We start from the raw sequence: 22,562 nt of genomic DNA, 5'->3' as shown, positions 1-22,562 counted from the left end.
TCCCGCCCGTACGACAAGCGTTTTGCCTGCGGATCCCTAACTGAGTTCGATGGCAGACGAGGAGGTCTCTGGCCCGGTGGGCGAGGCGGAATCCCCCAGCGAGACGCCCCGGCCGGAGCCGCTTCGAACGTTCTTTCAGTTGACAGCGACGCGCCGGGACGGCGATCGGATCCTCTACTACGGCGAGTCGCTGGTGCCCGACCGAGCGCTCATGCGTCGGATCGCTCCCGCCTTCCGAGAGATCGGCTACGAGGTCGAACTCACCCGTACCAGCGAGGCCGACGTCGTTATCGCGCGTCCGATCGGCGCCGGACCCGAGGGGATCCCGTGGACCAACCTCGTGTTGTTCGTGACGACGGTGATCTCGACGCTGTTCGTTGGCGCGTACGGCTGGTACTATGTCCCCCTCTCGGAGATCACCGCCAACCCGCTGGTCATCCTCCAGGCGTGGCCGTTCACGGCAGCGGTGCTGGGCGTGCTTTTGGTCCACGAACTGGGCCACTACGCCGCCGCACGGTACTACGGTGTGAACGTCTCGTTGCCGTACGTCATCCCGTTCGTCTTCCCGTTCGGCACCCTCGGTGCGGTGATTCGCATGAAAGGGCAGATGCCCTCCCGGAAAGTGCTGTTCGACATCGGCGCTGCCGGGCCGCTTGCGGGACTCGCGGCGACGGTCGTCGTGACGGCGATCGGGCTCTCGCTGGACCCGATCACCATCCCCGAGCGCATCCTCGAGGCCGACGGCAGCATGATCCGGTTCAACGATCCGCCGCTGTTGACGCTGATCGCGTCGGCACTGGGCGAGCCGACCGCCTACGAGGCGGCGAACAAGGCCGCCCACCCGGTCGTCATCGGCGGGTGGGTCGGGATGTTCTTCACACTGCTCAACCTGCTCCCGGTGGGGCAACTGGACGGCGGCCACATCATGCGTGCGATGATCGGCGAGCGACAGGAAACCGTCGCGTCGCTGGTGCCGGCTATCCTGTTCGGGATCGCCGCGTACCTCTACTACGTGCTGGAGTACGGCCTCAACGAGTCGGTCGGACTGTGGGCGTTTTGGGGCGTGTTCGCGCTGTTTATCGCGTTCAACGGCCCCGCCGATCCCGTCGACGAGTCACAGCTGGGCTGGCCGCGAATGCTCGTCGGAATCATCACGTTCGCGCTGGGACTACTGTGTTTCATGCTCGTGCCGGTTCAGGTCGTGTCCGGCTGATCCCGGGACGACGCCGGCGGTGAGCACAGCAGATCACAGACTCCGCTTGATTCGCTCGAAGAAGCTCTCCTCGACTTCGATCTCCTCGCCACCCGCCTCGGCGAACGCCTCGAGCGCCTCCCGCTGTTCCTCGTTGAGGCTCTCGGGTGTGACCACCTGCACCCGGACGTAGAGGTCGCCGCGCCCGCGACCACGGAGCCGGGGCATCCCCTTGTCACGCAGCCGGAACGTCTCGCCGCTCTGGGTGCCGGCTGGAACGTCCATCTCGACGGTGCCGTCGAGCGTCTCGATCTCGATGGTGTCCCCGAAGACAGCCTGCGGGAACGATATCGGCTGCTTGAGATGGAGGTCGTCGCCGTCGCGTTCGAACCGTTCGTTCTCCTCGACGGTCACGTCGATGAGGAGATCGCCCGGTCGACCGCCGTTCTCACCCGGGGCACCCTCGCCGCCCATCCGGAGGGTCTGGCCGCTTTCGACCCCGGCAGGGATCTCGACGGTGAGTGTCGCGTCCTCGCGGACGACGCCGTCGCCCGCACAGGAGGGGCACGTCTCGGAGTACAGGTCGCCGTCCCCCTCACACCGGGGACAGGTCGTCGTCTGCTGGACCCGTCCGAACGCGGTCTGTTGAACTTGCGTCACCTGGCCGCGACCGTTACACTGCGGACAGGTCCGGACGTCTGCGTCCGGCGGGTGTCCGGTGCCGCCGCAGTCGTCACACTCGGCGGGGCGGGTGACGGTGAGCCGCTTTTCCGCCCCGTGGAACGCCTCCTCGAGGTCGATCGTGATCTCCGTTCGGAGGTCGCGTCCCTGGCGGGGACGGTTCGGGTCGCGGCTGCCGCCGCCGAACAGATCCGAAAACAGATCCTCGAAGCCGCCTCCGCCGGCGCCGCCGAACGGACCGCCGGCGCCGAACGGGCCCCGCCCCGCACCGCGGCCGGCACCACCGTTGTCGGTCGCGCCGTGTTTTTCGGCCCGCTCGAACTGGTCGTGGCCCAGGCGATCGTACAGCTGCCGCTTCTCCTCGTCGGTGAGCACCTCCTTTGCCTTCTGGACCTTCTTGAACTTCTCTTCGGCGTCCGGATCGTCGTTGACGTCGGGGTGGTACTCTGCGGCCTTCTTCCGGTAGGCGCGTTTGATCTCGTCGGCGTCGGCGTCGCGTGACACCCCGAGTACCTCATAGAAGTCCTCGCTCATTCGTTGTCGACCCCTAATGGACTGTGCTACTTGAAAAGAACGGCTCGGTCCTGTCGGCCCGAAGCGAGGCCGAACTCCGCCCCGGCGCAAAATTTACCGTGCCCGATTCCTTGACGTGCCGTATGGCAATACTTGACAACCCTCGAACGGGACTGGCCGACGAAGATCCAACTCCGTGGGTGGTCCAGAGCGATGACGTCTGAGTCCGACGGCCGGTACGTCAAAGCGACGTCCGTGGAGGAAGCCACAACGGAGAGCCCACAGACCCTCCGCGTCAACGGCCGGACGATCGGCCTGTTTCATCACGACGGAGCGTTTTACGCGACCGACAACCGGTGTCCCCACATGGGGTTTCCGCTCACGGATGGGTCGGTCGACGACGGGATACTGACGTGTCCCTGGCATCACGCCCGGTTCGAGATCTCCTGTGGAGACACGTTCGATCCGTTCGCGGACGACGTCAGGACCTATCCAGTCGAGGTACGGGACGGCGACGTCTACGTCGACCCCCATCCGCCCAGGGAGGAACCGCCGGAGCAACGCTGGCGGAAACGGCTCGAACACGGCCTCCAGGAGAATCTCGGGTTGATCGTCGCCAAGTCCGTGATCGGCCTCGACGACGCCGGCGTTGCCTCCTCGGTCCCGGTCCGGATCGGAACCGAGTTCGGCACCCGGTACCGGGAAGACGGCTGGGGACGCGGGCTCACCACGCTCGGCGTGATGGCGAACCTCCTCGGGGATCTCCGTCCGGAGGACAAGCGACGAGCGCTCTACGTCGGGCTCTCGGAGGTCGCCGACGACTGTGCGGGCGAACCCCCGTTTTTTGCACAGGAGCGACTCTCCACCGACGACGTCACACCCGAGCGACTCAAGCGGTGGTTTCAAAACAACCTCGAGGTTCGCGACTCCGACGGCGCCGAGCGCGTCCTCCGGGCCGGGATCGCGGCCGACCTCGAGGAGGCAGAGATCGCCGAACTGTTGGTCGCTGCCGCCACGGATCACCTGTACCTCGACAACGGCCACCGCCTGGATTTCATCAACAAGGCGTTCGAGACACTCGATCACGTCGGCTGGGAGCACGCCGACGAGGTGCTCCCGAGTCTCGTGCCCGGACTCGCAACCGCAGATCGCGCCGAGGAGAACTCCTCGTGGCGGCAGCCGATCGACGCCGCCCAGCTGTGTTTCGACGCCGCAGCGGAACTTCCGGATGCGGTCGAACAGGGATCGAATGAGACGTGGGAACAACCGGACGAACTGATCGACGTCGTGATGGGCGAGGATCCACACGAGAGCATCGACGCGCTGACCGACGCCATCGCGAACGGAGCGACCGCCGAGGAGCTCGCTGCCGTGGTCAGCCACGCCGCCGGCCGCCGGATCGCCCACTTCGGAACGAGCAACGAGTTTCGAGACTGGAACACGGTCCACCACACGTACACGTACGCGAACGCGGTGTTCTGTCTGAGCCGGCGAACCGATGCCATCGAGGTGTATCGGGGCGTCTTCGACGCAGCGATGAACGTCTATCTCGACAGGTTCCTCAATACGCCGCCGACGCCACTGCCCGATCCAGACGGGGGCCGAGAGCCCGGGGAGATCCTCGAGGACGTCATGGAGTGTTTCGAAGTCGAGAGCGACGAAGAAGTCGACAGGGCCGGCCGGCTCACGGCCGAGTATCTCGCAGTCGACGGCGACGTCGACCGGCTAAAACGAACTCTCGGCGAAGCACTCCTGCGGGAGGACGCCGGTTTCCACCCGCGACAGAACCTCGAGGCGGCGTTCACTCAGTACGACGCCGCCGCGAACGAACAGCGCGGACGGGTACACCTCGTCGCGACGGCCCGATATCTCTCCGCGCACACCCCGACCCGACGGGCCGGCGAACAGACGTATCGAATCGCCGACCGACTCAACCGCGGCGAGAAGATCCACGAGGCGTGAGCCGGTTCCCGCCGCGTTCAATCGATCCTGGTACCGGGCGACTCCCCGCGAAGGAACGCCGGGAGATCGTCGGGACCGAACACGTGCGCCGGCGCGGAAAGCGCCAGAAGCTCGCGGACTTTGCCGGCCATCCCGCCGCTTACGTCGGTGGATTCGCTTTCACCGAGGGCGTCTGCGACATCCTCGAAGGCAGTAATCTCCGGGATCACTGCCCCGTCGCCGTCGAGCACGCCGGGGACGGTCGAACAGACGCCCACCCGGTCTGCGTCGAGTCCATCGGCCAGTCGGCAGACGAGTTCGTCGCCCGAGAGCACGGTGATCCCCTCGCCGCGGTGGGCGACACCGTCGCCGTGCAACACCGGAACGAACCCCTCCGCGAGCATGGCGTCGACCTGCTCGAGGGAACACGAAAGCGAGCCGTCCGCGTCGCGGGCGGCCACCGAGAGGGGATGAACCGGAAGCGCCGGGACGTCGCGGTCGTGGAGCCGGGAGAGCACGAACCGGTTGAGCGTGGTCATCGCGCCGTGAATCGACAGCGCCGCCCCTGCGTCGTGGGTTCCGTGTTCGGTCGTGACGCCGTGCCGGCTCGCGTGGTGGTGGCCGAAGCTCCCGCCGCCGTGGACGATCGCGAGCCGCCCGGCGGCGCCGTCGCCTCTCGCCGCGGCGATCGCGTCGGCGGCGGCCGAAAGCGCCGGTCCGTCCAGCGTTTCCGGCCGGTCCTTTTCGGTGATCACGCTGCCGCCGAGCTTCACCACGACGAGATCGTGTTCCGCGCTGTGCATCCGCGATTACGCCTCCTCGACCCGGACGCCTTCGGTCGCGAGTTCGGCCCGAAACGCGCGTTGACAGCCGGGCGTGAACTCGAGGGCGGTTCTGGACTCCGGGGTTCGATCGAGCGCGACGATGCAGCCGCCGCCGCCGGCGCCGGTGAGTTTCGCGCCGTGGGCGCCTGCCTCGCGAGCCGCCCACACCATCTCGTCGAGCGACCGGGCCGACACCCCAAGCGCAGACAGCAGGCCGTGGTTGAAGTCCATCAGGTCGCCGAGATCCGCGAGCAACTCCGGCGACGGGTCAGTTTCGGGGATCGCCTCCGAGAGCAGCGCTTCCCCGTTTCGAACCACGTCGCCGATCGTTGCCAGCGTCTCGGCGGCGAAATCGTACCGCTCGCGAAGCTCCCGAACTCCCGAAACCAGTTCCCCGGTCTCACCCGCGCCGCCGTCGAAGCCGATCACGAACGGGAGGTTCGGGGCCTCGATCGTCCGGCAGTCGTCGCCTTCGACTCTGACGGCACCACCCATCGTCGAACAGAACGTGTCCGCCCGGGACGCCTGTCCGTCCTGGACTTCGAACTCCGCGCGGTAGGCCCGGTCCGCGAGCTCCCTCTTCTCGAGCGGTTCGCCCAGCGCCCGGGTGGCGGCGTCGATCCCGGCGACCACGACCGCTGCGGAAGAACCGAGCCCGCCGCCGAGGGGAATCTCGGATCTGACGGTGATGTCGAATCCGGCCGCCGGCGCTTCCGCGGCAGCACGGGCCTGACGGACCGCCGCGTCGATGTATCCCATGGCCGCCTCCACGAGCGGTCGCGGGACGTCGACGTCGGGATCGTCTCCGGTTCTCCCCTCGTATTCGACGGTGAACCCGTTCAACGACAGGTCGTCGGCCCGCACCCGGACGTGATCGTCCTCGCGGGGCACGACCTCGACGGTCGCCCGGCGTTCGATCGCGCACGGAACCGCGGGTTCCCCGTAGACGACCGCGTGCTCCCCGAAGAGATAGACCTTCCCCGGTGCGCTGGAGACTGTCATACGCGTTCATTAAACGGCGGGTGTTACAGGTGTTGCGCTCCGCGATTCGATCCCGGTACTCGGCGTACGGGAACTCCAGGGTCGGCCTCCGGTTCGGATCGGCTTCGGTTGCGCGATCGCCGAAACGTGACATCCTCCGCGCCACTCTCGGGGGCTTTCCGGGGGAGCCAACGGGTGTCACGCCGATACCTTTTATACGATGCGCACGATGGTAAATACGCGGCGGAAGAGTCGCAAAACTGACGGGCCGCCGGTCGCATCGAGGGGAACTGGGGACTGCACGCGTCAATCGCGTCGATCGATGCGGCTCACGGCTACTGAGTTTTCGCAAACCAACGGCAAACAGTAACGGCGTCTAGATGTCGGCCTCGAAGTCCTCGAGCGCGTACACGGTGTCGGCGCCGCGGCGATCGAGCGTCTCGTTGGCGAGCAGCCAGTAGACGACCGACAGCGCACGCCGACCCTTGTTGTTCGTCGGGATGACGAGATCGACGTTCGACAGCTGGTTGTTCGAGTCACACATCGCGATCACCGGAATACCGACGGTGATCGCTTCCTTTACGGCCTGGGCGTCGCCGATCGGGTCCGTAACGACGACGACGTCCGGTTCGATGTAGCCGTCGTACTTCGGGTTGGTGAGCGTTCCGGGAATGAACCGGCCAGTTCGGGCGCGGGCGCCGATCGCGTCGGCGAACTTCTCGGCCGGGAACCGGCCGTACTGCCGCGAGGACGTCACCAGGATCTGTTCGGGAGCGTAATTCGCGAGGAAATCCGCCGCGACGCGGATCCGCTCGTCCGTCCGGGAGACGTCGAGCACGTACAGGCCGTCGTCGCGAACGCGGTGGATGAACCGCCCCATGTCCTTCGTCTTCTGCTGGGTCCCGATGTGGACCCCCGCCGAGAGGTACTCCTCGACGGGAATGAGGAGATCCGCCTCGTCGTCGGGCATCACGTCCTCGTCGAACGGGGAGGCCGCCTCCTCGGGCTCCGCTTCGGTGGCCGAGCCTTCGGCCGTCGTCTCTTCGGCGTCCGTCGCCGGCGAGTCGGCGGATTCCGCCGCCTCGTCGGCTCGGTCGGCCGGCTGTTCCTCGGTCGTGTCGGCCTCGGTCGGCGACTCGTCGTCGGCCTCGACCTCGACCGCGTCTTCGTTGTCCGTCATGTCTGGGTGTAAGTCATACTGCGTCGTCCGCGATGCGGATCAGTTCGTTGAGCTTGGCGGTTCGTTCGCCGCCGACCGTACCGGTCTTGATGTACGCGGCGTCGGTCGCGACGGCGAGGTGGGCGATCGTCGTGTCCTCGGTTTCCCCGGAGCGGTGAGAGACGACCGCGTCGTAGCCGTTCCGGTGGGCCAGTTCCACGGCGTCGAACGCATCCGAAAGCGTCCCGATCTGATTGGGCTTGATCAGGATGCTGTTGCCCGCGCCGACGTCGATGCCGGTTTGCAGCCGGTCGGTGTTGGTGACGAACAGGTCGTCACCACAGATCAGACAGTCGCCTGCCTGGCTCGGGCGGGCGCCCGCGACGCCGACCCGTTCGGTCAGTTCCGCGTATCCCTCGAAGTCGTCTTCGTCGAGCGGGTCCTCGACGTACGCGAGGTCGTACTCGTCGATCATCTCGGCGACGTACGCGATCTGTTCCGCCCGTGTTTTCGTCTCGTCGCCGTAGACGTACACCTCCTCGTCGGAGTCGTACAACTCAGCGGCGGCGACGTCGAGTCCGAATCGGATTTCGAACCCGACCTCGTCTTCGATCGTCTCGACTGCGGCGTCCATCACCTCGAACGCCTCCGCGTCCGAGATGGCCGGAGCCCAGGCTCCCTCGTCGCCTTTGGCCGCCGGAACGTCACGCTCGTCGAGTTCCTCTGCGACGGCGGCGTGAACCGCTGCGTTGGCGAAAACCGCCTCCACGACGCTCGGGGCGCCGACGGGCGCTGCGAGGAACTCCTGGATGTGGGTGGCGTCGCGCGCGTGTTCGCCCCCGCCGATCACGTTACCGAGCGGGATCGGGAAGTTGTCGCCCCTGAAGGCACCGCCGAGATGCTGGTACAGCGGGGCGCCGAGGACGTCGGCGGCTGCCTTCGCCGTCGCCATCGAGATCGCGACTGCGCTGTTCGCGCCGATCTCCGAGAAGTCGTCGGTGCCGTCGGCTGCGCGAAGCACCGCGTCGACCTCCCGCTGGTCGCCGGCGAACAACCCCTCGATGCGGGGGACCGCGTGTTCTCGCGCGGCGGCGATCGCCTCCGTCGGTGGGCGTTCGACGGCCTCGTACTCGCCGGTCGATGCGCCCGACGGCGCAGCGGCCCGGCCGAAGCCGCCGGATTCGGTGAGCACGTCGGCCTCGACTGTCGGGTTCCCCCGGGAGTCGAGCACGCGACGAAGCGAGATCGACCTGATGCGCGTCATTTCCCCCCCCGACGGACGGTAAACGGCAGGACGCCGGCGTCGTACTCCTCTGCAGCGACGAGGATCGGCTCCGACTGGTCGGTGTCGACCAGCACGGGTGCCCCGTAAGAGACCTGTAGCGCTCGCGCTCCGAGGATCCGTGCCTTCTCGTACCGGTTGTAGCGTTGCCGTGTCATCCGTGGCGTGTGGGTTCGGGTTCGATCATTGGTACGGTGCGACGACGTCGACGAGGTCCGTATGGGAGACGAGCATGCGGCGACAGCAGTGTCGCGTTATGCCCAGGTCGTCGAGCACCGCTGCGGGGTCCTCGCCGTTCTCCTCCGTTCTCGCCTTGAACTCTTCCCAGTGTTCCCCCACGACGTTGCCGCAGGTGAAACACCGGACTGGGATCATCATGTACTGATCACCTCAGCGGTAGGACTTCTGGTATCGGGCACGGGCGCCCGGACCGCCCCACTTCTTGGGTTCCGGCTGCCGGACGTCGTTGACGAGCAGCGAACGGTCGAACTCCATGTACGCCTCGCGGAGTTCGGCGTCGTTGAGATGTTCCACCAGCCCGCGGGCGATCGCCGTCCGCGCGGCGTCGGCCTGTCCCGAGAAGCCGCCCCCGGAGATGCTGACGTCGATGTCGACCTGCGACCGGAGGTCCTCCCCGGCGATGCGGAACGGCTCGAGCATCTTCAGGCGGGACGATTCCGGCTCCCACAGTTCGACGGGCTGGGAGTTGATTCGTACGCGACCTTCGCCGTCTCGGACGGTGGCGCGGGCGATGGCCGTCTTCTTCTTTCCGGACGTGTTCGTTACCATGTGACAGTAGCACCCAGTTCCTCGGAGATCTCCCCGAGCGTGGTGAACTTGATGTTCGACAGGCGATCCAGCGACGTGCCGTCCAGGACGACCGCTTCCCGGTCGGGATCGTCATCGTAGGGGTTGCCGACGTAGACGCGGACGTTTTCGAACGCCTCGCGGCCGCGCGGTTTCTTGTGCGGGAGCATCCCGCGAATGGAGCGCTTGAAGATCCGGTCCGGTCGCTTCGGATAGTACGGTCCGCGGTCGGAGCCCAGATCCGCGCGCTTGCGATACGTCTCCATCGTCGACTCCTCGTTGCCGGTGATGACCGCCCGCTCGGCGTTCACCACGGCAACGCGCTCGCCGTCGAGCGCGGACTGGGCCACCTCGCTGGCGACCCGGCCCATAATGCAGTCACGGGCGTCGACGACGAGGTCTGCGTCGAACTCTGCGAGGCTCATCGGATCACCCTGACGTTGGTTCCTTCCGGGTTCTGTTCGGCAATCTGTTCGAGGCTCACCGCTTCGCCGGCCTGTTCGATCTTCGTTCGGGCGGTCCCCGAGAAGTCGACGGCAGCGACGGTGACGTTCTTTTCGAGCACACCGCTTCCCAGCACTTTGCCGGGGACGACGACGGTCTCGTCCTCCTGGGCGTACCGCTCGATGCGGCCCAGGTTGACCTCCGCGTGGGTGCGCCGTGGCTTTTCCAGCCGGGTCGCGACGTCCTGCCAGACGTTGGCACCGGAGTCGCGGGACACCGACTTCAGCTCGGCAATGAGGTTCTGTAATCGTGGATTCGTCTTGCTACTCATGACAGTTCCCTCCGTATGAGGGTGTATGTTCGAAAGTGAGCGTCCCCCGGACCCGACCTCGCGAACGAGGCGGGTACTGTTCGATCGGGGAGACGGTAAAATCGGAGTGCAGGGAGCAGGATTCGAACCTGCGGACCCCTATGGGACAGCGCCCTGAACGCTGCGCCGTTGACCTGACTTGGCTATCCCTGCGTGCACTCCGACGTACCAGGTGCCCATTCAAACCACTTTCGGTCCGGATCGCCGTCGGCGCCTGACGCGTCCGGAACGGACGCGTTGCTTCCGGGCTTCGGGCGAACGCCGGATCGTCGGTGGTCGGGCACATACTCGGATTATACTGCGACTTTCTCGCGTAGTTCGTCCGCGCGGTCGCCGATCGTGGTGGCCGCACGGCGGACCAGTTCTTCGACGGTGAACGAGCCGTCCGTCTCCACGTGGAAGACGAACGCGCCCGAAACGTCGGTCACTTCGAGCTCCTTTCCGGGGTACCGGTTCGTGAGATCGTGATCGAACTCGTCGGTGAGAACCAGTTCCCCGTCGGGGGTCTCGATGACGCCCCGGAGGATCTGCGGCTCGTCATCGTGGAACTCTCCGACGTCGCCGACGACCTCCACGCGCTGGAGGTGACGATAACCGACGGAAACACCACCCTGGTGTTTCGAATGTTCCTTGCCGGTGTCGAGCACCGCGTCCGCTTCCAGTTCGAGACGGTGTCCCTCCTTGAGTTCGATAATCGGCACGTTCTCGTCGGCGGGTTCGACCATCGGCTCGGAGGAGACCAGATCGCCGGAGTAGGCCGTCGCCGGCCCCTCGACGTCGAGCGCCAGGGTGACTTCGTCGCCGACCTCGAACTCGTCGAGCGGGGTCGTCAGCGGAACCAGCCCCAGCCGAAGGCCGATCATCTCGTCGAACATCACCGAGGAGTTCTCCACGAACCGCACCGTGTCGATGGAGAACGTCGGGACATCTGCGATCATCGCGCGGCGAAGCCCGTTTGCGAACGCCGGGGAGGCCCCCCGGACGAGAAACCGGGCACTCCGGTCGTCGCGCTCGATGAACTCGACGTCGAACTCTTCGCTCATACGCCCATGTTCTTCGGAGCCTTCGTTCCGTCGTGGGGGATCGGCGTCACGTCCTCGATCCGGCCGATCTCGAGGCCGGCACGCGCCAGCGCACGGATCGTCGCCTGCGCGCCGGGGCCCGGCGACTTGTTGCCGTTTCCGCCCGGGCCGCGAACGCGTACGTGAACGCCCTCGATCCCCTTCGCCTGTGCTTCCTCCGCGACGACCTCGGCCATCTGCATCGCGGCGTACGGCGAGGCTTCGTCGCGGTTCTGCTTCACCACGGTGCCGCCAGAGGATTTGGCGATCGTCTCGGCGCCGGTCTGGTCGGTAATTGTGATGAGCGTGTTGTTGAACGACGCGAACACGTGGGCGATTCCCCACTTGTCGGAATCGTTTGCTGACATGGTTACTCCTGTCCCTCTGCCCGCTCGGGGTGCAGTTCGTCCGCGAGCGGACTGTTTTCGTCGAACTCGATGTGGTCTTGCTCGCCGACGGCCACCTTCTTCGACGGGCGGGTGACCCGCGCGCCGTCGACGATGACGTGGCCGTGGACGATGAACTGTCGTGCCTGTTTGGTGGTGCTCGCGAGCCCCTGTCGGTAGGCGACCGTCTGTAGCCGCCGTTCGAGGACGTCGGTGACGTCCAGTTCCAGGACTGCGCTGATGTCGTCGTTCTCCGAGAGGATCCCGTACCGTCGCAGTCGGGCAACGAACTCCGCGCCGTACTCCCCGGCGAGGTCGACGTCACCCTGCGCCTCGCCGAGCAGTCGGCGGGCCTCGCGGCGGTAGTCGCGCAGTTCCGACTGCGCACGCCAGAGTTCCTCTTTGTTCTTGAGTCCGTACTGGCCGATCAGGCCGGACTCCTCGGCGATCCGCTCGCCCTGGTAGGGATGGTTCGGCGTCTCGTACCGTTTCGTGTTGCTACCGGTCGTCATAGCTCATCCTCCTCTTCTTCCGCTGCCGCTTCTTCTGCGGCCTCCTCGCGGATCTCCTCGACGTTGACGCCGATCGTCCCTTCGGTCCGTCCGGTGGACTTCGTGCGCTGACCGCGCACTTTCTGTCCGCGCTTGTGCCGGGCGCCCTTGTAGGAGTCGATCATTTTCATCCGGTTGATGTCGTACCGGCGACGCTGATCGAGCTCGGAGCCTGTCTCGTGGGTCGTCTCTCCGGTGTAGAAGTCGTTGCGACGGTTGGCCATCCACTCGGGAGCGTGTTCCGAGAGGTTTTCGACCACGTCGACGACCTCCTCTATCACTTCGTCGTCCAGCGCGCCGAACGTGGCAGTCCGGTCGATCCCGACCGTGTCGGCCACGAAACGCGCCGTACGCGTGCCGATTCCATTCAGTTCTGTCAGGCTTCGCTCTACGGACTTCGTCCCGTCGAGGTCGGTCTGTCCGACCCGGACGAAGTAACGGAGCTCCTCGTCCTCCTCCGTAGAGCCGTCCTGTGGTTCGTCTGCACTCATATCTGGTTGCGTTGCAGCGTTGCGGCGGGGATTCGAACCCCGGAGGCTTGCGCCACTGAGTTAGCAACCCAGCGCCTTGGGCCAGGCTTGGCTACCGCAACTCGCGGTTGGTATCGTCGCCACCGGACCACCGGTCCGGGACTCGGGACGTTCGCCCCTACAGTTCACGTGTACACGATACAACTGGGTGACTGTATTTAAACATCACGAACCGGAGGCGGGCGTTTCGGCGGTGACAGGCGTTTCAGTGGTGACGGGTGTTTCGGCGGATCACGAAACGCCGCAAAAATCAGTCGCTCGTAGTCGATTTCGGCGCCTCGATGTACCTCTCGTTTATCTCGTACTCGCCGCTCCCGTTCTTTTTCAGGTATTCGCCGTAGTACGGCACCCGATTGGCGACTGTCTCTTCGTACGCCTCCCGGATTTCCTCGCGCGACATCTCGCCCATCGGCCGAAGGTCGTCGTTGCGGTTGAGACAGCCCTTCAGATACCCCTCGTGGGTGACCCGGACCCGGCCACAGTTGGCACAGAACTCCTCGTTTTCGACGGGATCGACGATTTCGATCATCCCGCCGTTCACGAAGTACCGCTTCCGGTCGTGCATTTCGCGGTGTTCGATCCGGTCGGCGATATCGGCCAGCCAGTCGTGGACTCGCTGGATGTCGATGCTCCACTCGGGTCGCCCCGTGAGCTCCGGCATGTACTCGATGAGCTGGAGTTGGAGCCCCTCGTTTTCGGCGACGTGGTAGACCATGTCCTCGACGTAGCCGGCGGTGTGCTCGAAGACGACCATGTTGAGCTTTACCGGATCCAGCCCGGCATCCAGGGCGGCGTCGACGCCCTCGAGAACCCGGTCGTACGCGCCCGACTTCGTGATCTCCGCGAACGCCTCGGGATCGAGCGCGTCCTGAGAGACGTTGACCCGTTCGAGACCGGCCTCGCGGAGCGCCTCCGCACGCCCGGGAAGGAACGTCCCGTTGGTGGTCAGGGACGTCTCCATCGAGTCGGGAGTGCGGCGGACGATCTCCTCGAGATCCCCGCGGAGCATCGGCTCCCCGCCCGTGAACTTCGCCTTCCGGACGCCGTACTCCTCGACGACCTCCAGGAACCGGACCACTTCGTCGGCGGTCATCTCGTCGTCCTCCGGCTCCATCGGCCCCCGCGTGTCGCCGAGCCCTTCGTTGTGGCAGTAAATACAGTCGAAGTTACAGCGATCCGTAAGAGAGATCCGAACCCCCGTCACCTCCCGGCCGAAGTCGTCCGAGAGTGCCCCCGTCTCCTCCCGACCGAAGTCGTCAGCGAGTGGCTCCGTCATCATCCGGGAGTTTTGTACACGATGACTTAAGTTGACGGGTAATTTCCGGCATAATGAAACCAACATCAATTACAAAAGCGGCGAAGTAACTCCTCAAACGGTGACACGAATCCCGTCCCGAGCGAGTCGGACCTCGCCGTCGAATCCGGCTGCTCGAACGCTCTCGACGAGGGCTTCGCCTTTTCCTTCGGTTTGCGGATAGCGGTGGGTGAGATACAGCCGATCGATGTCGGTCCCCGCGAGCGCTTTCCCGAGCTGGGTCGGCGTCGGATGGTTGGAGACGTCCAGCCCGTCCGGAAACGAACAGTCGTGGACGAGCACCCGCGAGCCGTCCGCGAAGTTGGCGAGACCGGCAAACGCCTCCGAGTCGCCCGAGTACGTGAAGTCTCCGTCGGCGAATCGATAGGCGAAGCAGGTCATCGAGTGCCGAGTTTCGAACGCCTCGATGTCGAACCCAGCGATCTCGAACGCCGAGCCGGCATGAACCTCCCGCAGTCGGAGATCCACTCTATCGCGCAGGTAGTCGTGCACGTCGAGAAGTTCGTCGACGAGTGCCTTCGTCCCCGGCGGCCCGGCGATCTCGAGGTGGGTCTCGCCGGCGAGCCATCGCGCCTTCAAAAGGGGAAGCAGATCGGCGACGTGGTCGAGGTGATGGTGTGTCAGAAGGACCGACGCGACCGACTCGTATCCCCCCTCGAGGCGGGAGAGTCGATGGAGAACTCCCGCCCCACAGTCGACGAGCAGCGTTCGGTCCCCCCGTTCCAGCAACAGTCCAGTCTGTACCCGCTCGGGGACCGGCATCGCGCTCCCGGTTCCGAGGAACGTGACGTCCATACCGGCGGGTCGTGCCCCGGGATAAAAACTGCCGTGGGACGACTCTCATTCCGATAGGTGTACAAGAATATGTATAATCCATCCGGCTCTATCGAAGAGTACGTCACAACCACGGGGATTTTTACCGATCGGGACGTGAACGCCGGTATGGTATCCGACCGGGAGCCGGGCGGGATCGGCGGGCCGCGGGAGAAGTGCGGCGTCGTCGGGGTCTCGCTCACAGAGCGTGCGGCGGCACGGCCGCTGTACTACGCGCTGTACGCGCTCCAGCATCGGGGACAGGAATCGGCGGGGATCGTCACCCACGACGGGTTTCAGCAGCACAGCCACGTCGAGACCGGTCTCGTCGGCGACGTCTTCGACGAGGAGACGCTCGACTCCCTCAACGGCTCCAACGGGATCGGCCACGTTCGCTATCCGACGGCCGGCGGGGTCGATGCCTCCTGTGCACAGCCGTTTACAGTGTCGTTCAAGTCGGGCTCGCTCGGGCTCGCCCACAACGGAAACCTCGTCAACGCCGACGAAATCCGCGAGGAACTGGCGGGACTGGGCCACGCGTTCACCAGCGAGGGCGACACCGAGGTGATCGCCCACGATCTCGCCCGCAACCTGCTGGAGGCGGATCTCGTGCGGGCGATCAAGCGGACGATGGAGCGGATCCACGGTTCGTACTCGCTTACTATCACTCACGGTGACACCGTTCTCGGCGTACGGGATCCGGGTGGAAACCGACCGCTGTGCATCGGGAAGTTAGACGATGGCTACCTCCTCGCGAGCGAGTCGGCCGCGATCGACACCCTCGATGGCGAACTGATTCGGGACGTCCGACCGGGCGAACTGATCGTTCTCGATGCGGACGGGTCGGGATTCGACTCCTACCGACTGTTCGAACGCGATCGCACCGCCAACTGCTTTTTCGAACACGTGTACTTCGGCCGGCCGGACTCCGTCATCGACGGCGAACTCGTCTACGAAGTTCGGCGTGAACTCGGGCGCCAACTGTGGAACGAATCCGGAATCGAGACGGACGTCGTGATGCCGGTACCGGACTCGGGACGGGCGTTCGCCGCCGGATACGCCGACGCCGCATCCGAAACCACCGTCGACGGCGAGCTTCGCGATCCTGAGGACGATGGGGTTGCGTTCGCAGAGGGGTTGATGAAGAACCGCTACGTCGGTCGGACGTTCATCATGCCGACACAGGACGAGCGCGAACGCGCCGTCCGGCTGAAGCTCAACCCGATCAAGAGCACGGTCGACGGGAAGACAGTCACGGTGATCGACGACTCGATCGTCCGGGGGACGACGTCCACGCAACTGGTTGAACTGCTCCGGGAATCGGGGGCCGAGAAAGTGCACGTCCGGATCGGGGCACCGCCGATCGTCGCGCCGTGTTACCTCGGTATCGACATGGCCACGCGGGAGGAACTCATCGCCGCCGACCGGTCGGTCGAGGAGATCCGCGAGGCGATCGGAGCCGACTCGCTTTCGTACCTGTCGGTCGACGCAGTCGCGCAGGCGATCGGAACCGGCCGCGAGGACCTGTGTCTCGGCTGCGTTACCGGTGCGTACCCGTACGACATCGACGGCGAGGAGACGGACCGACCGATCACGAGGCCGGAAACCGAACCCGAACGGGCGCTCGGCGACGACTGACGGCGTGTTCGATCGCAACTCGGTCGCTCAGTACACGACGTACAGCAGGAAGTAGACGACGATACCGAGCGCGAAGGAGACGAGCCACAGCGAGGCGGCCACCCGGCCGACAATCCGGTGACGGGTGTCGTAGATTTCGGAGATCGGACGGGTGGCTGCAAGCAGGAGCACGTAAAACAACAGCGGGACACAGAGCACGGCAAGCAGAATGTGGACTCCCAGAAGCGGGAGATACACGAACGTCTCGACTGTCGCCGGACCGGGGAACTCCGCCGGCCCCAGCAGGGCGACGCGGTAGAGGTACAACACGAGGAAGGCTGCAAAGAGGCCGAACGAGGCGAGCATCGCGGCACGGTGTTTTTCGACCTGGTCGGTACGGATGAACCGCCAGCCGGCAGCGATGGAGCCGATCGCGAGCAGGCTCAGGGCGGCGTTGATCGTGGGTATCGCATCGAGGAGCGGATCACCCGCCTGCGGGAGCAGGTCGGTCGGGATCGCCTGGAGCGCGGCACCGAAGACGAGCGTCAGTGCGACGACCGTGAGGATAGCAGTCAGGGCAGGGACGTTGTCTCGTGCCCGTCGTCGAACTTCCATACTGGTCGTACGGGTTCCCGGGAGAAAAACGGACGGGATTCCGTCGGTATCTTCCGTGGGACTCCCCGGCACTCGCGGGGCAAAGGGAAGGGCTTTTAATTATCCCCCGGGTACGATTGACCGCGGCAAAAATTCACATCGGGCGTGGGTAGCCAAGCCAGGCCAACGGCGCAGCGTTGAGGGCGCTGTCCTGTAGAGGTCCGCCGGTTCAAATCCGGTCCCACGCACTTTTCGGCGGCACAATGCGACGAGAGCGAGCGATGAGCCATGAGCGTAGCGAATGGCTCGAGGAACACCACCAAACCGGACACCGAACCCTTATTGTGTCCGCTGACCGTCACGGCGCACATGAGTTCCGAGCAGACGAACACAGAGAGCGGTCACGGCTCCGCCGACGCGGATCGGCTTGCAGGCGACGAACCCGCCCACGAGAACGCCCGCCAGGACGTAATCGCAGTCGATGCCGAAGACGAGGCGACGGGGACGGTCAACCGCCTCGAGGCACACACCGGCGACGGTGTCCGACACCGCGCGTTCACCTGCATGGTGTTCGACGGCGCGGGTCGGATTCTGCTCGCACAGCGCGCGCCCGAAAAGCGGCTCTGGGACACCCACTGGGACGGCACAGTCGCTTCACACCCCGTCGAAGGACAGAGCCAGAAGGAGGCGACGAGACAACGGCTCGAAGAGGAACTCGGCGTGAGGCCGGATCAGTACAGCGATCTCCAGGTCACCGACAAGTTCGAATACAAACGCTATTACCCGAACGAGGGCGTCGAGTGGGAGGTGTGCGCCGTACTGAAGGTCACGCTCGAGGATACGACGCTGTCACCGGACGACGCCGAAATCGGCGGCCGACTGTGGGTCGACTACGAGCACCTCCACGAGAACCCCAAGCTGTACCGCCAGCTCAGGCTCTGTCCCTGGTTCGAGATCGCGATGCGCCGTGACGTCGCCTGAAACAGGCGGTTCGAGGATTCCCGTTCTTCGAGGCGACGCTCCCGGGCCGGCTGTCTTTTATTATCCGAACAGACGTACCCTGCGTTGTGTGTACCCTGATACTCGCCTGGCAGGTGTTCCCCGACGCGCCGATCGTTGCGGCCGCAAACCGGGACGAAGCGACCGATCGGCCGTCGTCGCCGCCGCGGGTTCATCCCGACGGGATCGTGACGTCTCCCGAGGAATCCGGGCCGTCGGTGCTCGCGCCGGTCGACGACCGCGCCGGGGGTACCTGGATCGGGCTCAACGATCGCGGAGTGTTCGCTGCGATCACCAACCGCTGGAACGCTGCGGACCTGAACGGGGAGCGATCCCGGGGGCTGCTGGTCGCGGACTGTCTCGGTGCCGAATCGGCGACCGACGCGGCGAGATACGTCGAACGGGAGCTCGACGAGACCGCATACGAAGGGTTCAATCTCGTCCTCGCCGACGCTGGAGCGGCCCATTTCCTCGAGTGGACCGGGCAGCTCGAGGTGTACAGCTTTGCCCCTGGCATCCACGTCGTCGTCAACGTCGGTGCGGACGGCGCCTACGAGATCCCCCACGACCGTGCCGAACTGGGGGAAACCCAGGCACGGAACGCCGACGAACTCCGGGCCCGTCTCCAGCCGGAGCCGGGGGAAACGGCCGATCCTTGGCTCGATCGGGCGGGCGACGCGTTCGGGGATCACGAGGCCGGGGTCTGTGTGCACACCGACGGCTTCGGCACCCGGTCGATGTCACTGGTGCGGCTCACGAACGACGGGAGCGTGCGGTACGACTACGCCGACGGTCCACCCTGCGAGACGCCCGCCGAACCGGTCGACCCCGACGCATCGTTTACACTCGAGGCGGGCCGAGAGAGCAGGTTTTAAGCGACTTGCAGGCGGGAGTACGTATATGAGCGTCTCCGAGGAGGAAGCTGAACTGTCGGACGACGAGCTCGCGGGACTCGAGCTCGTCCGGGAGACCGGGGGGATCCATCAAAGCGACTTCTGGAAGGAGCTGGATATCTCCTCGCGGAAGGGGAGTCGAATCGCGGCCAAACTCGAGAGTACGGGGCTCATAGAGCGGGAGGAAACCGTCTACCAGGGACACAACACCTACTTCCTTCGACCCACGGCTCGGGATCTCGACTTCGAACTGCTGATGGCCGGCGACATGCTCTCGCCGTTCATCGGCGAGGAGGAGGTCGATCCGCAAAGCGACGCGTTCTCCCAGTGGCTGATGAACCTCGCCTACGAGGAATACTGAAAGAGGGCCGCAGACGGATTCATTCCACGTATCGTCCCATCCCTTTCGATCCCGGAGCGACGGGTTCGAACCCCCACTGCTCGTAGAATCCGTCGACATCCGCGATCAGGTTGACGTACGCCCCATCTGGTGCAGTCTCCTCGATATACGCCATCAGACGGTCCATGATGGCAGTGCCGAGGCCGTTGCCCTGATGATCGGGATCTACCGCCACGTCCGAGATCTGATACACTGCCCCGCCGTCGCCGACGATCCGACCCATCGCGACGACCGTCCCGGTATCGTCGTCTTTGCGGACTCCGTGGGCGTCGTCGGCACCTGCGGCGGATTCGGGAGCCTCACCGACTGTGACGACGACCCCGTACAGCGTGCCCGGCAGCCCACGTCGGGCCGACTCGACCGTCCGGGGCGTCATCCCCGAACGGCGGCGGAGTTCGGTGAACCGTTCCGGGGAGGGCGTGCCGGTTTCGAACGCGTACTCGTCCGTTCGGTCGGCGACCATCGAATGGTGGGTGAGCGTGATCGGACCGTTACTGGTCGGTGTCGTCGCTCTCGGTGGTGTCGTTGTCCTCGTCGGTGTCGTCTTCGGCTGCTTCCTCTTCCTCTTCCTCTTCCTCGCTCGCGAGCAGGTCGTGCTCCTCGAGGATCTCCTCGATCTCTTCGGGCGACCGGTCGTGGAACTGCTCGTCCTCGACCGGGACGGTCGCGACGCCGACGCCCTCGGGCGTGAGCCCCTCGTCGTTGCTCTCGGCGATCGCCTCGAGCGCGAGTCCGATCCCCTCCTGGAGGGTGATATCGTCGTGGTACCGCTCCTCGAGGTAGTTGCGGATGTCGGACCGGTTGGAGCCGATCGACAGCGCCTTCCACTCGTAGGGGGTGCCGGAGGGGTCGGTTTCGAACAGCCGGGGTTCGCCGTTCGAGACACCACCGATGATCAACGCGACCCCGAACGGCCGCGCGCCGCCGATCTGGGTGTACTGCTGGATGTGGTCGGTCACCGTCTTCGTCAGCGTCTCGATGCCGACCGCCTCCCCGTACCGGAGGTGGTTGATCTGGGCGAATCGCCGGGCGAAGTCGATCAGCTGACGGGCGTCGGCGACGTGTCCCGCCGAGGCGATGCCGACGTGGTCGTCCGCCTTGTGGATCTTCTCGATGCTCGCCGGCTCCATGAGCGAGGAGCGCGGGCGCTTGTCCGCCGCGAGCACGACTCCCTCTGCCGTCCGGATGCCGACGCTTGCGGTGCCTCGCTTGACCGCCTCGCGTGCATATTCGACCTGATAGAGCCGTCCGTCCGGCGAGAAGATGGTGATCCCGCGGTCGTACGCCTGTTGTTGGGCTTGTCCCTGCATAGTATCACTCGAAATCGAGTCCCGTCGCGCCCACGAACCCGTCGTCGGTCCGGACGTCGTACGACTCGTCGCGTTTCCACGCGGACCGACGTTCGTTCGCGAACGCCACGTCTCTCTGGTTGGTTTTTCCGCCCGCACGTCCTAAATACCTTTCCGAACACGCCCGAACTGTTCCGGAAACGCCCCGCACGCGGACACCGACCGACGCCCCGTCGATCTCGCCGATGCAGGCGATCGCCGCCCGTGCAGACCCCACCTCACCGCGACGGACCCGGACGACTGCCTCCCCCTCGCCGTCGGCGAACCGGAACGCGAACACTGTGAGGTCAGCGTCGGCGCTCCCCGGATCCCCCAGCAGGTTTCCGGCGGCGTACCACAGTTCGCGCTGGAATGCGCCCCGGTCGATCGACGCGTCCGGCCACGACTCGATCCCGACGGCGAGATACCGCCACCGCGGCTGGAGATGTTTCGGGAGGTGTTTCATCAGTTCACTCCCTCACTCCAGCGAGCCGTCGGGCTCCCCGTCCTCGGCGTACTCTCCGTCCTCGGCGTACTCTCCGTCCCCGGCGTACTCCCCGACGAGAACGCCCACCTGCGGGTGCACTTGCTCGACGGCGGTGAGCGCGAATCCCGCGTCGGTGAACGCGTCCGCGAGAACCCCCACCGTCGCCGGATCGTCCACGTCCGGGCTGTAAAAGGGTTCCTCGGGGTCGGGTTCGCCGAAGAACATCACGTCCCCGAGCACGAACCGCCGGGGTTCGTAGTCTGCCACGACCTCGATCGCCTCCCGTTTCTTTTCGTCGGAGAGGTGGTGTAACGCGAAGTTCGAGGTGACCACGTCGGCGGGCCCGTCGTAGTTCGGCTCCCGGAACGATCCCTCGCCGAAGGTCACGTTGTCGTGGGCGCCTTCCTCGCGTTTCCGTTCGGCCTCTTCGAGCATTCCTTCGCTTATGTCTCGGCCGACGACCCGCCCGGCCCGGGATGCAAGCGCCAGCGCGATCGCACCGGTTCCGGTGCCCAGATCCAAAACGACGTCGTCCGGGCGGGGCGCAGCGTGCTGGATCACCAGGTCGGCGCAGGCGCGGTACTCCGGGGTGTTCGAGTCGTCGTACTCGCCGGCTTTCCGGGAGAAGCGCTCGGCGTGTTCCTCATTACTCCGTTTCATATCGTCCACGTTCGATCCCCTCCCCAATGAACGACTCGGAGAGTCGTTTGCGGTTCCGATCTGCGATGTTTCCCCACCGCTCGAGCCCCTCGCGTATCGTCTCCGGCTCGAACCCGATCTGAGATCCCACCGCAGACAGTTCTCGAACGGAACGCATCCGGAGATGGGAGTCGGGACGGGCGCTCACCACGAACGGCGCCCCGTAGTGATCGATCAGTTCCCGCAACTTCCGGAGCCGTCCGAGAGCTCGAACCCGGCGGCCGCCGGAGAGTCGAAGCACCGGGGAGAGGTCGAACTCGATCGCGACGTCGTTGTCGCGGGCCGCCTTCACGAGCACGTGATTCACGTCGCCGTCGTCGTCTCCGCCGGTGCCGTCATCGCCGAACGGCCGGGAGAGGACGTCGACCCTGGGATCCTCGAGTGCGGCGCGGTTGACCCCCGAGTTCCCGCCGCGAACGGTCAACACGACCGTTCGCTCCCGGACGGAGGAGGCGAGTCCACCAACCTGCGTCTGGGAGTCCGGAACCACTTCGACGCCGGGAACCACGTCGACGCCGTATATCGTCGACTTCTCGGAATCCACGACAGACAGCGGAAGGTCCCCGTCGCCGCGGTCGATCCGCGACCGCAGGACGATCCCGCCGTAGCCGTACTTCCTGGCGGTTTTCGCGTACCTGCTCGCGGTCGCGTTTCCGTCGGGATAGGGGACAACGGCCTCGTATGGATCGCTCATT

28 protein-coding genes and 3 tRNA genes are annotated in these 22,562 nt (G+C 65.5%); 7 read left to right on the top strand and 24 right to left on the bottom strand.

Annotated features, from left to right (window positions below; all coding sequences use genetic code 11):
- The first annotated feature begins 49 nt into the window (after positions 1-49).
- The gene (locus AArcSl_RS13780; RefSeq protein WP_119820465.1) at positions 50-1,213 is read left to right on the top strand and encodes a site-2 protease family protein; all 1,164 of its coding nucleotides are present in this window, start codon (positions 50-52) and stop codon (positions 1,211-1,213) included.
- A gap of 33 nt (positions 1,214-1,246) precedes the next feature.
- Here AArcSl_RS13780 and dnaJ read toward each other — a convergent pair whose 3' ends face one another.
- Positions 1,247-2,407 (bottom strand): molecular chaperone DnaJ, encoded by a 1,161-nt coding sequence (gene dnaJ / locus AArcSl_RS13775; RefSeq protein ID WP_119820462.1) that lies wholly within the window; start codon positions 2,405-2,407, stop codon positions 1,247-1,249.
- A 192-nt stretch (positions 2,408-2,599) separates the two neighbouring features.
- Here dnaJ and AArcSl_RS13770 point away from each other — a divergent pair, with 192 nt between their 5' ends.
- On the top strand, positions 2,600-4,348 hold the full coding sequence (locus tag AArcSl_RS13770) for a Rieske (2Fe-2S) protein (protein WP_119820459.1): 1,749 nt from the start codon (positions 2,600-2,602) through the stop codon (positions 4,346-4,348).
- 17 nt (positions 4,349-4,365) lie between these two features.
- Here AArcSl_RS13770 and AArcSl_RS13765 read toward each other — a convergent pair whose 3' ends face one another.
- The 17 genes from AArcSl_RS13765 to AArcSl_RS13685 form a co-directional block, all read right to left on the bottom strand.
- Positions 4,366-5,130: an isopentenyl phosphate kinase gene (locus AArcSl_RS13765; protein ID WP_119820456.1), complete on the bottom strand. Its 765-nt coding sequence runs from the start codon at positions 5,128-5,130 to the stop codon at positions 4,366-4,368.
- Between the two features lie 6 nt (positions 5,131-5,136).
- Positions 5,137-6,153 carry a mevalonate kinase gene (mvk, locus tag AArcSl_RS13760; RefSeq protein WP_119820452.1) on the bottom strand — a complete coding sequence of 339 codons (1,017 nt, stop codon included), beginning with the start codon at positions 6,151-6,153 and terminating at the stop codon, positions 5,137-5,139.
- A 355-nt stretch (positions 6,154-6,508) separates the two neighbouring features.
- A complete protein-coding gene (gene rpsB / locus AArcSl_RS13755) occupies positions 6,509-7,312 on the bottom strand; it encodes a 30S ribosomal protein S2 (protein ID WP_119820449.1) in 804 nt (267 codons plus the stop codon).
- Between the two features lie 13 nt (positions 7,313-7,325).
- Positions 7,326-8,555, bottom strand: coding sequence for a phosphopyruvate hydratase (eno, locus tag AArcSl_RS13750; protein ID WP_119820446.1), 1,230 nt, complete (start codon positions 8,553-8,555; stop codon positions 7,326-7,328).
- Entirely contained in the window at positions 8,552-8,731 is a 180-nt protein-coding gene (locus AArcSl_RS13745) for a DNA-directed RNA polymerase subunit K (protein ID WP_119820443.1), read from the bottom strand. Before AArcSl_RS13745 ends, eno begins: the two co-directional genes overlap by 4 nt.
- 25 nt (positions 8,732-8,756) lie before the next feature.
- Complete coding sequence (locus AArcSl_RS13740; RefSeq protein WP_119820440.1) at positions 8,757-8,951, bottom strand: DNA-directed RNA polymerase subunit N; 195 nt, start codon at positions 8,949-8,951, stop codon at positions 8,757-8,759.
- A 12-nt stretch (positions 8,952-8,963) separates the two neighbouring features.
- Positions 8,964-9,362, bottom strand: a complete 399-nt coding sequence (locus AArcSl_RS13735; protein ID WP_119820437.1) for a 30S ribosomal protein S9 — start codon at positions 9,360-9,362, stop codon at positions 8,964-8,966.
- On the bottom strand, positions 9,356-9,805 hold the full coding sequence (locus AArcSl_RS13730; RefSeq protein ID WP_119820433.1) for a 50S ribosomal protein L13: 450 nt from the start codon (positions 9,803-9,805) through the stop codon (positions 9,356-9,358). The genes AArcSl_RS13735 and AArcSl_RS13730 overlap by 7 nt, the downstream gene beginning before the upstream one ends.
- Entirely contained in the window at positions 9,802-10,155 is a 354-nt protein-coding gene (locus tag AArcSl_RS13725; protein WP_119820430.1) for a 50S ribosomal protein L18e, read from the bottom strand. The genes AArcSl_RS13730 and AArcSl_RS13725 overlap by 4 nt, the downstream gene beginning before the upstream one ends.
- Positions 10,156-10,262: 107 nt before the next feature.
- Positions 10,263-10,347: transfer RNA gene (locus AArcSl_RS13720), tRNA-Leu, on the bottom strand.
- 140 nt (positions 10,348-10,487) lie between these two features.
- On the bottom strand, positions 10,488-11,237 hold the full coding sequence (locus tag AArcSl_RS13715; RefSeq protein ID WP_119820427.1) for a DNA-directed RNA polymerase subunit D: 750 nt from the start codon (positions 11,235-11,237) through the stop codon (positions 10,488-10,490).
- Positions 11,234-11,623 carry a 30S ribosomal protein S11 gene (locus AArcSl_RS13710; RefSeq protein ID WP_119820424.1) on the bottom strand — a complete coding sequence of 130 codons (390 nt, stop codon included), beginning with the start codon at positions 11,621-11,623 and terminating at the stop codon, positions 11,234-11,236. Before AArcSl_RS13710 ends, AArcSl_RS13715 begins: the two co-directional genes overlap by 4 nt.
- A gap of 2 nt (positions 11,624-11,625) precedes the next feature.
- The gene (locus tag AArcSl_RS13705; protein WP_119820421.1) at positions 11,626-12,153 is read right to left on the bottom strand and encodes a 30S ribosomal protein S4; all 528 of its coding nucleotides are present in this window, start codon (positions 12,151-12,153) and stop codon (positions 11,626-11,628) included.
- The gene (locus AArcSl_RS13700) at positions 12,150-12,683 is read right to left on the bottom strand and encodes a 30S ribosomal protein S13 (protein ID WP_119820418.1); all 534 of its coding nucleotides are present in this window, start codon (positions 12,681-12,683) and stop codon (positions 12,150-12,152) included. Before AArcSl_RS13700 ends, AArcSl_RS13705 begins: the two co-directional genes overlap by 4 nt.
- Before the next feature lie 17 nt (positions 12,684-12,700).
- Positions 12,701-12,784 (bottom strand) — tRNA-Ser (locus tag AArcSl_RS13695).
- 188 nt (positions 12,785-12,972) lie between these two features.
- Positions 12,973-13,998, bottom strand: a complete 1,026-nt coding sequence (gene moaA / locus AArcSl_RS13690) for a GTP 3',8-cyclase MoaA (protein WP_119822008.1) — start codon at positions 13,996-13,998, stop codon at positions 12,973-12,975.
- Between the two features lie 93 nt (positions 13,999-14,091).
- Positions 14,092-14,832, bottom strand: coding sequence for an MBL fold metallo-hydrolase (locus AArcSl_RS13685; protein WP_119820415.1), 741 nt, complete (start codon positions 14,830-14,832; stop codon positions 14,092-14,094).
- Between the two features lie 147 nt (positions 14,833-14,979).
- Here AArcSl_RS13685 and purF point away from each other — a divergent pair, with 147 nt between their 5' ends.
- The gene (gene purF, locus AArcSl_RS13680) at positions 14,980-16,488 is read left to right on the top strand and encodes an amidophosphoribosyltransferase (protein ID WP_119820412.1); all 1,509 of its coding nucleotides are present in this window, start codon (positions 14,980-14,982) and stop codon (positions 16,486-16,488) included.
- Positions 16,489-16,515: 27 nt separating this feature from the next.
- On the opposite strand, the gene AArcSl_RS13675 is transcribed toward purF, so the two are convergent.
- Positions 16,516-17,082 (bottom strand): DUF420 domain-containing protein, encoded by a 567-nt coding sequence (locus AArcSl_RS13675; RefSeq protein WP_119820408.1) that lies wholly within the window; start codon positions 17,080-17,082, stop codon positions 16,516-16,518.
- A 142-nt stretch (positions 17,083-17,224) separates the two neighbouring features.
- On the opposite strand from AArcSl_RS13675, the gene AArcSl_RS13670 reads away from it, so the two are divergent.
- From AArcSl_RS13670 to AArcSl_RS13655, 4 genes are all read left to right on the top strand, one after another.
- Positions 17,225-17,309 (top strand) — tRNA-Leu (locus AArcSl_RS13670).
- Between the two features lie 121 nt (positions 17,310-17,430).
- The gene (gene idi / locus AArcSl_RS13665) at positions 17,431-18,042 is read left to right on the top strand and encodes an isopentenyl-diphosphate Delta-isomerase (RefSeq protein ID WP_119820405.1); all 612 of its coding nucleotides are present in this window, start codon (positions 17,431-17,433) and stop codon (positions 18,040-18,042) included.
- An 86-nt stretch (positions 18,043-18,128) separates the two neighbouring features.
- Entirely contained in the window at positions 18,129-18,935 is an 807-nt protein-coding gene (locus AArcSl_RS13660) for an NRDE family protein (protein ID WP_119820402.1), read from the top strand.
- 25 nt (positions 18,936-18,960) lie between these two features.
- The gene (locus AArcSl_RS13655; RefSeq protein ID WP_119820399.1) at positions 18,961-19,314 is read left to right on the top strand and encodes a helix-turn-helix transcriptional regulator; all 354 of its coding nucleotides are present in this window, start codon (positions 18,961-18,963) and stop codon (positions 19,312-19,314) included.
- Between the two features lie 19 nt (positions 19,315-19,333).
- Here the strand turns inward: AArcSl_RS13655 and AArcSl_RS13650 are convergent, their stop codons facing one another.
- Genes AArcSl_RS13650 through AArcSl_RS13630 form a run of 5 tightly spaced genes read right to left on the bottom strand, consistent with a single transcriptional unit; the run spans position 19,334 to position 22,561 of the window.
- A complete protein-coding gene (locus AArcSl_RS13650) occupies positions 19,334-19,816 on the bottom strand; it encodes a GNAT family N-acetyltransferase (protein WP_119820396.1) in 483 nt (160 codons plus the stop codon).
- Between the two features lie 28 nt (positions 19,817-19,844).
- Positions 19,845-20,663 (bottom strand): archaeal proteasome endopeptidase complex subunit alpha, encoded by an 819-nt coding sequence (gene psmA / locus AArcSl_RS13645; RefSeq protein WP_119820392.1) that lies wholly within the window; start codon positions 20,661-20,663, stop codon positions 19,845-19,847.
- Between the two features lie 4 nt (positions 20,664-20,667).
- Entirely contained in the window at positions 20,668-21,147 is a 480-nt protein-coding gene (locus AArcSl_RS13640) for an Rpp14/Pop5 family protein (protein ID WP_119820389.1), read from the bottom strand.
- Positions 21,148-21,159: 12 nt separating this feature from the next.
- Positions 21,160-21,828, bottom strand: coding sequence for a class I SAM-dependent methyltransferase (locus tag AArcSl_RS13635; protein WP_119820386.1), 669 nt, complete (start codon positions 21,826-21,828; stop codon positions 21,160-21,162).
- Positions 21,815-22,561 (bottom strand): RNase P subunit p30 family protein, encoded by a 747-nt coding sequence (locus AArcSl_RS13630; protein ID WP_119820384.1) that lies wholly within the window; start codon positions 22,559-22,561, stop codon positions 21,815-21,817. The genes AArcSl_RS13635 and AArcSl_RS13630 overlap by 14 nt, the downstream gene beginning before the upstream one ends.
- Position 22,562 lies beyond the last annotated feature (1 nt).

This window comes from Halalkaliarchaeum desulfuricum, from assembly GCF_002952775.1.
Lineage (GTDB): Archaea > Halobacteriota > Halobacteria > Halobacteriales > Haloferacaceae > Halalkaliarchaeum > Halalkaliarchaeum desulfuricum.
This window is presented reverse-complemented; position numbering and strand designations above follow the sequence as displayed.

Excerpts from the sequence above, each read along its gene's own strand:
- AArcSl_RS13780 (WP_119820465.1), top strand. The coding sequence starts at position 50 with ATGGCAGACGAGGAGGTCTCTGGCCCGGTGGGCGAGGCGGAATCCCCC.
- dnaJ (WP_119820462.1), bottom strand. The coding sequence starts at position 2,407 with ATGAGCGAGGACTTCTATGAGGTACTCGGGGTGTCACGCGACGCCGAC.
- AArcSl_RS13770 (WP_119820459.1), top strand. The coding sequence starts at position 2,600 with ATGACGTCTGAGTCCGACGGCCGGTACGTCAAAGCGACGTCCGTGGAG.
- AArcSl_RS13765 (WP_119820456.1), bottom strand. The coding sequence starts at position 5,130 with ATGCACAGCGCGGAACACGATCTCGTCGTGGTGAAGCTCGGCGGCAGC.
- mvk (WP_119820452.1), bottom strand. The coding sequence starts at position 6,153 with ATGACAGTCTCCAGCGCACCGGGGAAGGTCTATCTCTTCGGGGAGCAC.
- rpsB (WP_119820449.1), bottom strand. The coding sequence starts at position 7,312 with ATGACGGACAACGAAGACGCGGTCGAGGTCGAGGCCGACGACGAGTCG.
- eno (WP_119820446.1), bottom strand. The coding sequence starts at position 8,555 with ATGACGCGCATCAGGTCGATCTCGCTTCGTCGCGTGCTCGACTCCCGG.
- AArcSl_RS13745 (WP_119820443.1), bottom strand. The coding sequence starts at position 8,731 with ATGACACGGCAACGCTACAACCGGTACGAGAAGGCACGGATCCTCGGA.
- AArcSl_RS13740 (WP_119820440.1), bottom strand. The coding sequence starts at position 8,951 with ATGATGATCCCAGTCCGGTGTTTCACCTGCGGCAACGTCGTGGGGGAA.
- AArcSl_RS13735 (WP_119820437.1), bottom strand. The coding sequence starts at position 9,362 with ATGGTAACGAACACGTCCGGAAAGAAGAAGACGGCCATCGCCCGCGCC.
- AArcSl_RS13730 (WP_119820433.1), bottom strand. The coding sequence starts at position 9,805 with ATGAGCCTCGCAGAGTTCGACGCAGACCTCGTCGTCGACGCCCGTGAC.
- AArcSl_RS13725 (WP_119820430.1), bottom strand. The coding sequence starts at position 10,155 with ATGAGTAGCAAGACGAATCCACGATTACAGAACCTCATTGCCGAGCTG.
- AArcSl_RS13715 (WP_119820427.1), bottom strand. The coding sequence starts at position 11,237 with ATGAGCGAAGAGTTCGACGTCGAGTTCATCGAGCGCGACGACCGGAGT.
- AArcSl_RS13710 (WP_119820424.1), bottom strand. The coding sequence starts at position 11,623 with ATGTCAGCAAACGATTCCGACAAGTGGGGAATCGCCCACGTGTTCGCG.
- AArcSl_RS13705 (WP_119820421.1), bottom strand. The coding sequence starts at position 12,153 with ATGACGACCGGTAGCAACACGAAACGGTACGAGACGCCGAACCATCCC.
- AArcSl_RS13700 (WP_119820418.1), bottom strand. The coding sequence starts at position 12,683 with ATGAGTGCAGACGAACCACAGGACGGCTCTACGGAGGAGGACGAGGAG.
- moaA (WP_119822008.1), bottom strand. The coding sequence starts at position 13,998 with ATGACGGAGCCACTCGCTGACGACTTCGGTCGGGAGGAGACGGGGGCA.
- AArcSl_RS13685 (WP_119820415.1), bottom strand. The coding sequence starts at position 14,832 with ATGGACGTCACGTTCCTCGGAACCGGGAGCGCGATGCCGGTCCCCGAG.
- purF (WP_119820412.1), top strand. The coding sequence starts at position 14,980 with ATGGTATCCGACCGGGAGCCGGGCGGGATCGGCGGGCCGCGGGAGAAG.
- AArcSl_RS13675 (WP_119820408.1), bottom strand. The coding sequence starts at position 17,082 with ATGGAAGTTCGACGACGGGCACGAGACAACGTCCCTGCCCTGACTGCT.
- idi (WP_119820405.1), top strand. The coding sequence starts at position 17,431 with ATGAGTTCCGAGCAGACGAACACAGAGAGCGGTCACGGCTCCGCCGAC.
- AArcSl_RS13655 (WP_119820399.1), top strand. The coding sequence starts at position 18,961 with ATGAGCGTCTCCGAGGAGGAAGCTGAACTGTCGGACGACGAGCTCGCG.
- AArcSl_RS13650 (WP_119820396.1), bottom strand. The coding sequence starts at position 19,816 with ATGGTCGCCGACCGAACGGACGAGTACGCGTTCGAAACCGGCACGCCC.
- psmA (WP_119820392.1), bottom strand. The coding sequence starts at position 20,663 with ATGCAGGGACAAGCCCAACAACAGGCGTACGACCGCGGGATCACCATC.
- AArcSl_RS13640 (WP_119820389.1), bottom strand. The coding sequence starts at position 21,147 with ATGAAACACCTCCCGAAACATCTCCAGCCGCGGTGGCGGTATCTCGCC.
- AArcSl_RS13635 (WP_119820386.1), bottom strand. The coding sequence starts at position 21,828 with ATGAAACGGAGTAATGAGGAACACGCCGAGCGCTTCTCCCGGAAAGCC.
- AArcSl_RS13630 (WP_119820384.1), bottom strand. The coding sequence starts at position 22,561 with ATGAGCGATCCATACGAGGCCGTTGTCCCCTATCCCGACGGAAACGCG.